The sequence below is a fragment of the Pseudomonas sp. SWRI179 genome (assembly GCF_014268705.1).
GTDB lineage: Bacteria > Pseudomonadota > Gammaproteobacteria > Pseudomonadales > Pseudomonadaceae > Aquipseudomonas > Aquipseudomonas zanjanensis.
This window is the reverse complement of the sequence record NZ_JABWRA010000062.1, coordinates 19417-30226: the sequence shown is the minus strand read 5'-3', so window position 1 is coordinate 30226 and position 10810 is coordinate 19417. Positions and strand designations below refer to the sequence as shown.

Below are 10810 nucleotides of genomic sequence, written 5' to 3'. Positions count from 1 at the left end.
AACCTTGTGGCCACTCGAGAACCCAGTGGGAGGGCCATAGGGTTTTGTAGCCTCAACCAAACTGCTTTTGTGGCGAGGGAGCTTGCTCCCGTTGGGCTGAAGCAGCCCAAAAACCAAGCACCGCGTAGCGTCAGGTAGATCGCATGCAGATTATTGGGGCCGCTTCGCGCCCCAGCGGGAGCAAGCTCCCTCGCCACGGGGTTGAGTGCTCGGCATCAGGTCTGAAAACACCCGAGAACCCCTGTGGGATCCGAGCTGAACCCGGCTCCCACAGGGACTGGTGGCGCACGCAAATATTGCATATCTGCACAGACCCAATGTGGGAGCGAGCCTGCTCGCGAAAGCGGTGGGCCTGCTTTCACAAAGGTGTGTTCAGATAAAGACAATCTCATACGGCAAACCCATCCGGTCAAGGATGACCCTGGGCAACAGTGGGGCGATGCCGCTCGCCGGTTCGCCGCTGAGTTGGCTGACGTAGGCGTGCATGGCATGACGCTTGCGGGCCGTGGTCCAGACGTCGAGGCGCAGCTTGCGAGCCCGGTGCCAGGGGATTTTATTCTGCTCGCGGACCGGCCAGTGCCAGGCCCACACCGGCAGTTCGTTGAACGCCACCCCGATCCTGTCGGCGGCCAAGGCTCCGGCGCGTCCCACGGTGTCGTGGTCGCTGTCACCGTCCTGGCGCCAGGTGCTGAACACCACGTCGCCGGGGCGAAGGTGTCGTGCAATGAAGGTGGCCAGTTCAGCTTCGTGTTCCACGAGGTCTTTTTCCGGAAAACCGCCGCGCACCCATTGCAGGCCATGGGCGTCGATGCCCAGGCGGTGCAGGGCGTCGACGCTTTCCTGGGGATGAGGGCGGTGCGTACGCAGGCGCTCGTCGGTCCACAACGGTGAGCCGGGGTGGGCCAGGGCGCCATCGGTGACCGAAACCAGCAACATGGGCTGTTCGAGGTTGCTCAGCAATTGCAGCAAGCCGCCACAGGCCCCTACCTCATCGCCCGGGTGCGGGGCGAGAATGACGGCGCGGGCACCGGCGGGAATGAGCGTCTGGGTACTGATGATCGGAATATCGGCCAGTTGCGCAGCACTGTTCCAGATTTGCGGGTGCTGCCGGCCAGGCAGGCGAGAGGCGGGCTTCATAAGCGACATCCTTGTGGGTGTTCAATCTTTCAGTCATGCACCGGGCCTACTGTCCGGTGGCACCGATGTGGGCATGGCTGCGATTCGCGGCGCTCCGAATCCTGGAGACTACCGCAGGAGAAGTATTGACCATGTCAGCCCATTCGTCTCGTGACATGTGTATCTGAACTGCTTTTTTTTCGGCTAACTGGACGGTTTGGATGGAAAAAACCGCATCCTTGCGGCCCCATTGGGTTAACTGCGAATCGTTCAATCCTCTTCTTCGCGTTGCAGCTCGAACAGCAGCAGTGAACGTCCAGTGACGGAATACTCGGATTCGAAATCGAAGCGCTCCTGTCCACGAACGTTGGGCTGGTTGGTGTCGACCATGCAAGTCCAGAAACTGCCTTCAGGGACTTCCGGCAAGCGGAAGTTGACGATGTCATGGTGTGCGTTGACCACCAGCAGCAGCGTCGCATCGCCCCCCTTGCGCCGAATCCCGGTTTCCTGGGCGCGGCCGTCCATCAGCATGCCCAGGCAGCGACCATGGCTGTCCTGCCACTGCTCGATGGTCATTTCGCTGCCGTCCGGGGCCAACCAGGTCACGTCCTTGACGCCAATGTCCTCGTTGTAGTTGCCCACCAGGAAGCGTCCACGACGCAGGATCGGGTAGGTCAGGCGCAACTTGATCAGGCGCTTGACGAACTTGAGCAGCGCCGCGCCATCCTCGCTCAGGTCCCAATTGACCCAGCCGATCTCGCTGTCCTGGCAATAAGCATTATTGTTGCCGTGCTGGGTACGGGCGAACTCGTCACCGGCGACGATCATTGGCGTGCCTTGGGCCAGCAACAACGTGGCGAAAAAGTTGCGCATCTGCCGATGGCGCAGTGCGTTGATCTCAGGGTCATCCGTCGGGCCTTCGACGCCATGGTTCCAGGACAGGTTGTTATTGCTGCCGTCCTGGTTGTTTTCATCGTTGGCTTCGTTGTGCTTGTCGTTGTACGACACCAGGTCATGCAAGGTGAAGCCGTCATGGGCGGTGACGAAGTTCACCGAGGCGTACGGGCGCCGGCCACGTTGGTTGAACATCTCGCCCGAGGCGGTCATTCGGCTGGCGAAGTCGGCGAGCTGGCCGTCGTCACCTTTCCAGAAGGCCCGCACCGTGTCGCGGAACTTGTCGTTCCATTCGACCCAGCCCGGTGGGAAGCGTCCTACCTGATAGCCCCCGGGGCCACAGTCCCAGGGCTCGGCGATCATTTTCACCTGGCGCAGCACCGGGTCCTGGCGGCACGCGACGAGGAAGCTGTGGCGCTCGTCGAAGCCATCATGGTAGCGGCCCAAGATCGTCGCCAGGTCGAAGCGGAAGCCATCGACATGCATTTCCGTGGCCCAGTAACGCAGGGAGTCGGTGACCATCTGCAAGACGCAAGGATGGCTCAGGTCCAAGGTGTTGCCGGTGCCGGAGTCGTTGATGTAATAGCGTTTGTCGTCGGGCATCAGCCGGTAGTACGAGGCGTTATCGATGCCGCGCATGGACAGGGTAGGCCCCTGTTCGTTGCCCTCGGCGGTGTGGTTGTAGACCACGTCGAGGATGACTTCCAGGTTGGCCTCGTGCAGGTGGGCGACCATTTCCTTGAACTCGGCGATCTTGCCACTGGCCAGGTAGCGCGGGTCGGGCGCGAAGAAGGCAATGCTGTTATAGCCCCAGTAGTTGGTCATGCCTTTGTGCAGCAAATGCTGGTCATTGACGAAGGCATGGATGGGCAGTAGCTCCACCGAGGAAACCCCGAGCTTGCGGATATGCTCCAGCACATCGTCGACCATCAACCCGGCGAAGGTACCGCGCACGTTTTCAGGTACCGAAGGATGACGCATGGTGAGGCCGCGTACGTGGGTTTCATACAGGATGGTCTTGTCCCAGGGCACGCTGACGCGATGGTCGTGACCCCAAGTGTGTGCGGGGTCGATGACTTTACACTTGGGAACGAACGGGGCGCTGTCACGCTCATCGAAACTGAGGTCGCCATCGGGGTGGCCGATGGTATAGCCGAACAACGCTTCGGACCACTTCAATTGGCCGACCAGTTGCTTGGCGTAGGGGTCGATCAGCAACTTGTTCGGGTTGAAGCGGTGGCCGTTCGCCGGGTCGTACGGGCCGTAGACCCGGTAGCCATAGATCAATCCCGGATGGGCATCCGGCAGATAGCCGTGGTAGATCTCGTCGGTGTATTCCGGCAGTTCGATGCGTTCGAGTTCGACTTCGCCGGCATCGTCGAAAATGCACAGTTCGACCTTGGTGGCGTTGGCTGAAAACAGCGCGAAATTGACCCCGAGGCCATCCCAGGTTGCACCCAGTGGAAAAGGCAGCCCTTCACGAATCCGCGAAGCCTCGATAATGGGCGGCGGCGTGGTTTTGTTTGGACGGGTCATAGTTGCTCCTGCAAAAAAACAGACAGATACAGCGATGCGATTCATTACAGCGGGGTAGGTTCCACCCTTCACCTGTGGCGAGGGGTTTATCCCGTTATATGGGACAAAGTGGCTACTCTGTGGGAGCAAGGCTTGCCCGCGATCAAGCAACGCGTTCCTTCAGGCATACGGGTGCCTGTTTCGCGAGCAAGCTTTGCTCCCACCCAGCGAGGAGACCGATAGGACGAATCAAACCGCCGGCGGCTTGCGCGGTGCCCGCGGCTTCTTGTCGGCGGCTTTATTGACCGGTGGCACTGTCGCTGCAGTCGCCGCGGAAGGCTTGGCCGCTGGCTTGACCTTGGGCGTGGTGTTCTTCGCGGCAGTCTTGGCCGTGGTGCTCTTGGCGGTAGCAGGTTTGGCGCCGTCGGTCTTGCTGGCCGCCGCTTTGCTCGCGGCCTTGGGTGGCTTGCTCGGCGCCAGCGCTTCGGCTTCGGCGAGCTTGCGCGCCATCTCCCAGTGGCGTTTTTCCTGCCCGGTGGGCTTACCCTCGGACTCCCAGATCTGATAGGCGAATTCACGAATGCGTTTATCGTCGGTACTCATCGCAGTGCTCCTGATTCAACTCAAGATTGGATAAAGACATTGACCGGGAAATTCCCCAGCGCGGCGCTGATCAGCAGCTCCCTTTGGGGTGTGACTGTTGCGCTTGAAAAAAATCCCTTCAGTTTTTCATCCTTGGCGGCGAACGGTAACGACACGCGGGTATCGCCCCAATCCGACGCAACCACCAGCGGCACGGCACTGTTTTCCAGCAAATGCGCCACATGGACAGGTACGACAATGATCGCTCGCTGCTGCCAGTCCTCACGCATGAAAGCCAGCACCCGGTGGGCCTGCTCGCCGAGCACTTCCAACGGCTGGTAGCGACCCTGGCGCCATAGCTGCGGGTACTCGGCCCGCATGGCCAACGTCCTGGCGATCAATGCCTGCTTGATCCGGCCGTCACGCCAATCGCGTACCAGCGCGGCCGGCGTGTTGTCGGCATGCATTGCCTCGCGGCGCGCCTGGAAATCCACCGGGCGGCGATTGTCCGGGTCCACCAGGCTGAAATCCCAGAACTCGTTGCCTTGGTACAGGTCCGGCACGCCGGGTACGGTCATGCGCAGCAAAGTTTGCGCCAGACTGTTGAGCGCACCCGCCGGCGCCATGGCTTGGACCGCCTCGGCAATGGCGCTGCGCAAGGGCAGCCCCTCATCGCCCAGCAGCAAGCGTTCGAGGAACATCTGGGTGGCTTGTTCATAAGCATCGTTGACCGCCGCCCAACTGCTTTGCAGCTTGGCTTCGCGCAGGGCCTTGCGTTGCCATTGCCATAGGCGCTCGTTGTATTCGGCCAGTGCCTTGTGGTCTTGGAGGTCGAGATCCAGCGGCCAGCTGCCGAGCAACGCTTGGTAGAGGATCAGTTCATCACCGGCCGAGGGCGCAGACGGATCGCTGTGCAGCGAAGGCGAGAGGATGCGCCATTGTTCGACGCAGGTGGCGTACCAATCGGCGCGTTCGCTGAGTACGGCCAGTCTGGCGCGGGTGTCTTCGCCGCGCTTGTGGTCGTGGGTGGCGGTGGTGATCAGGTTGTCAGGGAAGTGTTCGAGACGCTCGAGACACGCGTGGTGGAACTCTTGCGTCGGGGCGCTGAAGCGCTCGGTGTTATAGCCGACGTCATTGCGCGACAGCAGCACCGCCGAGCGATAGAGCGCGGTGTCCTCCACGGCTTTGGCGGCCGCCGGCGACGTCAGTTGCTGGAAGCGCACGCAGGCGTGACGCAGGCGTTTACGCTGGCTGCCCCGCGGACGTTGTCGCCAGGGCATTCCACCGAGCCAGCCGGCCAGGCAATCGAGCACCGGCCAATCGGCTTCGCTGAGGGTTTGCCGGGCACCTTCCAGGGCTTGGTTGAAAAACACTTCGTCTTCGGCGGAGCGCCCCATGGGCGTGATGTAGGTGCGGTACACCGGGAAATGCACGATCAACGCCTGCAAGGCCCGCCGAATCGCGCCGAGGGTCAGGTCGCGGGTCATCACATCGTCCCGGGCCACTTGCAGCAGGGCCTGGGCGACACTTTCAAAATCCCCCGCCAAGGACCCATTGAGAATCTGCTGGCGAGCCAGGCGGGCTTCTTCAATGAAGTGTGCCGGCCGCTCGCTGTGCCGGCTCCAGAATTCGGCGAGGGGGGCGGCACCGGCCGGGTCGTGCTGCAGCAGCGAGACCTGGTTCATGAACTCGTAGCCGGTACTGCCATCGATGTTCCAATCCCGCCGCAAGGTTTCGCCATCGCCGAGAATTTTCTCGACGAAGATCGGCAGGTGCCGCGACGGCGACAACGAGTCAAGACGCCTGCGTAATTTGCGGCAGTAACCGCGAGGGTCTGCGAGACCGTCGATATGATCGATCCGCAGCCCATCCACCAAGCCTTCGCCGACCAGTTCGAAAATCTTGGCATGGGTGGCTTCGAATACGGCCGGGCGCTCGACCCGCAGCCCGCCCAGTTCGTTGACATCGAAAAAACGCCGCCAATTGATGTCGTCCGCTGCGGTGCGCCAGCTGGCGAGTCGGTAGCTCTGGCGCTCCAGCAACTGATGCAGGCGTTCGAAACCCTGGGGCTGGGTGGAGTCGTAGGCACCCAGGTTGTCCTCGATGGCAGCGAGAATGCCAGCGTGTGCCGCCAAGTCCTGCAACTCTGCTTGCAGCGGGCAGGCGAGGGTGTGGGCATCGGTCTGGTAATTCAGTGTAGTGAAGCGCTCGGCCAGGGCCTTGAGCGGTTCGGCCTGTTCGACGGGCAGGGTTTCGGCGGGTCTGAGCAGCTCGCCGTAGTGCATCGGGCAAATCGGGAAGCGGTGTTCGTAATGCTCGACATAGAAGCTGCCGTGGGCGGAATCGAAGCGCAGTTGCAGGGTGCCTTCCTGCAAGGCCACGCCGTAGTCGCTGCCCAGGAACGGTAGCAACAACTGGCCTTCCATCAGCGGGTCCGGGGAATGCCATTGGATGTCAAAAAACTCGCCGTAAGGGCTCAGGCGTCCCCATTCCAGCAAATCCAGCCACCAGGGATTGTCATTGCCGCCGACGGCCATGTGATTGGACACGATGTCGAGAATCAAGCCCATCCGATGCTCGCGCAACGTTGCAACCAAGCGCTTGAGTGCGGCTTCGCCACCCAGTTCGGGGTTGACCAGGGTCGGGTCGACAACGTCGTAGCCGTGCATGGAGCCGGCCCGGGCCTTGAGCAGCGGCGAAGCATAAATATGGCTGATGCCCAGCGAGGCGAAGTACGGCACCTGGGGGATGGCATCGTCCAGGGTGAAGCCTTTATGGAACTGCAGGCGTAACGTTGCCCGCAGGGGTTGGATCAACGTCTGTTTCATCGGTCACGCTCGTTCGCCTGAAGTCGCGCACAGGCGAGTATTTCCAGGCGCCGGGCGGCGTCCGGGTGGTCCAGCAGCGCCTGGCTCTGTTGGGCCAGGCGGCGGCGCCAGTTGGGGTGGGTGTCGATGGTGCCGGGCAGGTTGGCTTGCTCCTCGATGCCCAGGGCATCTTCGAGTGGCAGCAAGACCAGCGGCGCTCGGGTGTGGCCGAGGAAGCGCACGCTGGCATCGAGCACCTGGTCGGTCTCGCGATGTTCTTCGCGAAAATTCTGCGGGTCCTGGTTCAGCACTTGGCGCAGGCCTTCGCGTTCGCGCTCGCGGTGTTTGCGCCAGTCCATCTCGGTGGGGGAATCGATCAGCTCCAGCCGGGCATTCCAGTCGATGTCATGACCATGCCACCAGCCGTTGAGCGTCGGCAGGTCATGGGTGCTGGTGGTCGCCAGGGCGTTGTCCGGCCAATCGAGGATGGGTTTGAAGTGGGTGTTGTCCTGTTCGAACAACAGCACGCGCATGCCCAGGATCGAGCGGGCGATGAGTTTTTCCCGCAAGCCATCCGGCACGGTACCGAGGTCTTCGCCGAGCACGATGGCCTGATGGCGATGGGATTCCAATGCCAGCAGGCGCAGCAGGTCGTCCACTGGGTAATACAGGTAGGCGCCATCGCTGGGTGGGGCATCGTTAGGGATCACCCAGAGCCGCTGCAAGCCCATCACATGGTCGATGCGCAAGCCGCCGGCGTGGGCGAAGTTGGCCCGCAGCATTTCAATGAAGGCGCGAAAGCCGTTGCGTACCAGGCCTTCCGGGGAAAACGCCGAGATGCCCCAGCCTTGGCCGGAGCGGTTGAGAATGTCCGGCGGCGCGCCCACGGTCAGTGACGCGAGCAGTTCGTCCTGGCGGCTCCAGGCCTGGCTGCCGCCACCGTCGGCGCCCACCGCCAGGTCGGCGATCAGGCCGATGCCCATGCCGCTGGACTTGGCGGCGCTCTGGGCGCGTTCCAGGCAACGGGCAATCAGCCATTGGCAAAAGGCGTAGAAGCCGATCTCATCGGCATTTTCCTCGGCGAAATGGGCCAGCGCCGGGCTGCGTGGATCACGCAGTTCTTCCGGCCACTGCCGCCAGTCGAGGCTTTCGCCCCGGGCCGCGCGTTCGGCCTGCAAGGCTTCGAAGCGGCAATGGTTCTCCAGTGCTTCGCCGCTGCTGTGACGAAAACTGCTGAAGTCTTCGTGCAACGGGTGCGCGCCTTGGCTGAACCCGTCATACAGGGCGCGGAGGATTTTCTGCTTGGCCTGGGCGGCGACCGGCCAGTCGATCAGCGGCTGTTCTTCCAGGTTGCGCAGTTGATTGGTCAAACCAGTGGCGTCGATGGCGGTGCGCAGGGCGCGTTCACCGAGGATGGTGCCAGGCGCGGCGTACAGGCTGTTGAGAAACAATCGGCTGGATGGCGAATAAGGGCTGTAGCGTCCGGTGTCGCTGCTGAACATGGCGTGCATCGGGCTGATGGCAATGGCCTCGGCACCGCGCTCGCCGGCCACCCGGGCCAGTTCTTCCAGCGCCTGGGTGTCACCGAAACCACCGTCGCCGGGGCGTCGCAAGGCGTACAGCTGCGCGCTCAGGCCCCAGGCCCGTGGCGTCGGGTCGTCCACCGCATCGGCCACGCTGTAGCAGCGGGCCGGTGCGACGGCCAGGGTGAAATGCTGGTTCTGGATATGGACGTGCTGATAGCCCACCGGGACCATCCCTGGCAGCCTGGCCTCGGCATCGAGGTTCAGGTGCAGTGTCGCGCCGTCTTCGAGTTTGATTTCGCAGGGCGTCCCGGCCTCGAAGTAGCGGCCCAAGTCCAGGCTGGCCCCGACATCGGCTGTGATCAGCGGTGGCAGTTGATGGTTCTGTTGATCTTCCAGCAACTGCAGCAGGCTGGCGTCGATTTCCTGGGCGCTGCCGGCGGGATGGCCCAGGCCGGTGAGGACCGAGCGCAGGACGGCCGGCGAGACTTTCTGGGCCCTGCCATTGGCATCGATCCAATCCACCGCCAGACCCGCTCGGCCGGCGAGGATTTCCAGTTGCGCATCGCTCATAGGCGCTCTCCAGTGATGGTGGGCAAGGTTGTCGCCTGCGTCAGACTGACCAGCGCGCTGTAGGGCGCAAGGACGCCCTGTTGCAACAGACCCATGGCCTGCCGCGGATGTTCGAAAAGAATGCGTGCCTCCTCCGGGGCCTGGTGTTCGACGGGGCGTTCGCCAAGGTTCAGGTCGATGCGCAACACGCTGCCATCGCCCAGTCGCCAGCGTGCGCTGACGGCGCCATGGCCCAGCACATCGGCCCCGAGCGCTTGAGCGCCGGGCAGGCGCGGGACGATGTCCTCACGGCGAATTTTCAGCAGTTGGCGATACAGCGCCTCGCTGGCCTGTTGCTCCGGTCGCTGCGGTTCCAGGCTCGGGCGTGACGCCTCGAAGGTGCCGGCCGCGTTGGGGTCGGGAATTCGCTCGCGTTGCTGCGGGTCGGCGAAGGCACTGAAGGCCTTGAACTCGTTGCGTCGGCCTTCGCGCACGAGTTCCGCCAGCTCGCCATGGTGGCTGGTGAAGAACAGGAACGGTTGTTCGGCCGCTGCTTCATCGCCCATGAACAGCAGTGGGATCATCGGTGACAACAGCAACAAGGCCGTCGCTGCTTGCAGGGCCTGGGGGGCGGCGAGCTGATGCAAGCGTTCGCCGAGGGCACGGTTGCCGATCTGGTCATGGTTTTGCAGGAACAGCACGAATGCGCTCGGCGGCAAGTGGCCACTGGGCTCGCCCCGGGATTCGCCATGGCGATTGATGTGGCCCTGGAAGACAAAGCCCTGGCTGAGGCAGCGTGCCAGTTGTTCCGTCGGCTGCTCGGCATAGTCGGCGTAGTAGGCGTCGGTCTCGCCGGTCAGCAACACATGCAAGGCATTGTGGCCGTCGTCGTTCCACTGGGCGTCGTAGCCCTGTTCCAGCAGGCTGGCCTGGTTGTGTTCGTTTTCCACGGTCAGCCAGACATGCCGGACCGGGTCCACCTGCTCGCGCACCCTGGCTGCCAGTTCTTGAAGGAAGTCCGGATCTTCGATGGCATGCACCGCGTCGAGGCGCAGACCGTCGAAACGGTATTCCAACAGCCACATCAGCGCATTGTCGATGAAGAAGTCCCGCACTTCGCGGCGGCGAAAATCGATCGCCGCGCCCCAGGGCGTGTGCTTGTCTTCGCGGAAAAAGCCCTTGGCATAGCGGTGCAGGTAATTGCCGTCAGGGCCGAAGTGGTTGTAGACCACGTCCAGGATGACGGACAGGCCATGACCGTGGGCACTGTCGATCAGATGCTTGAGCTGTTCAGGTGTGCCGTAGGAAGCCTGGGGCGCGTAGGGCAGGACCCCGTCGTAGCCCCAGTTGCGATCACCGGGAAACTGCGCCAGCGGCATCAGCTCGATGGCGGTGACGCCCAGCCCGGCCAGGCGCGCCAGATGCTGTTCGACGCCATTGAAACCGCCGAGGGCGCCCACGTGCAGTTCGTAGATCACGGCTTCGTGCCAGGGGCGACCGGCCCATTCAGTGTGCCGCCAGGAGTAGGCATGGGGGTCGACCACCACGCTGTGTCGGTCGATGTCGCCGGCCTGGGCGCGAGAGGCCGGGTCCGGCACCTCCAGCTCGCCGTCGATGTTGTAGCGATAGCGGGTGCCGGCGGGGCAACGGGTCTGGATCATGAACCAGCCGTCGGCTTGGGGCAGTAGCGGTATTGAATCGCCAGTGTCGAGTTCGACACTGACAAAAAAAGCATCCGGGGCCCAGAGGGCGAAGCGGGTGTGCTCGTCATCCAGCATCACCGCGCCGTGGGTCCATGTTTCAGGCGTCCTTGACGTCATT

General features: G+C 62.8%; 6 protein-coding genes. All 6 read right to left on the bottom strand.

Annotated elements, in window-relative coordinates; all coding sequences use genetic code 11:
* Positions 1-372 precede the first annotated feature (372 nt).
* Positions 373-1137, bottom strand: coding sequence for a PIG-L family deacetylase (locus HU767_RS25395; RefSeq protein WP_186705721.1), 765 nt, complete (start codon positions 1135-1137; stop codon positions 373-375).
* Between the two features lie 249 nt (positions 1138-1386).
* Positions 1387-3546, bottom strand: coding sequence for a glycogen debranching protein GlgX (glgX, locus tag HU767_RS25390; protein WP_186705720.1), 2160 nt, complete (start codon positions 3544-3546; stop codon positions 1387-1389).
* Between the two features lie 228 nt (positions 3547-3774).
* On the bottom strand, positions 3775-4128 hold the full coding sequence (locus tag HU767_RS25385; protein ID WP_186705719.1) for a DUF2934 domain-containing protein: 354 nt from the start codon (positions 4126-4128) through the stop codon (positions 3775-3777).
* 20 nt (positions 4129-4148) lie between these two features.
* Positions 4149-6935 carry a malto-oligosyltrehalose synthase gene (locus HU767_RS25380; RefSeq protein ID WP_186730780.1) on the bottom strand — a complete coding sequence of 929 codons (2787 nt, stop codon included), beginning with the start codon at positions 6933-6935 and terminating at the stop codon, positions 4149-4151.
* On the bottom strand, positions 6932-9010 hold the full coding sequence (malQ, locus tag HU767_RS25375) for a 4-alpha-glucanotransferase (RefSeq protein ID WP_186730779.1): 2079 nt from the start codon (positions 9008-9010) through the stop codon (positions 6932-6934). Before malQ ends, HU767_RS25380 begins: the two co-directional genes overlap by 4 nt.
* Positions 9007-10809 (bottom strand): malto-oligosyltrehalose trehalohydrolase, encoded by a 1803-nt coding sequence (treZ, locus tag HU767_RS25370; RefSeq protein WP_186730778.1) that lies wholly within the window; start codon positions 10807-10809, stop codon positions 9007-9009. Before treZ ends, malQ begins: the two co-directional genes overlap by 4 nt.
* Position 10810: the final 1 nt, after the last annotated feature.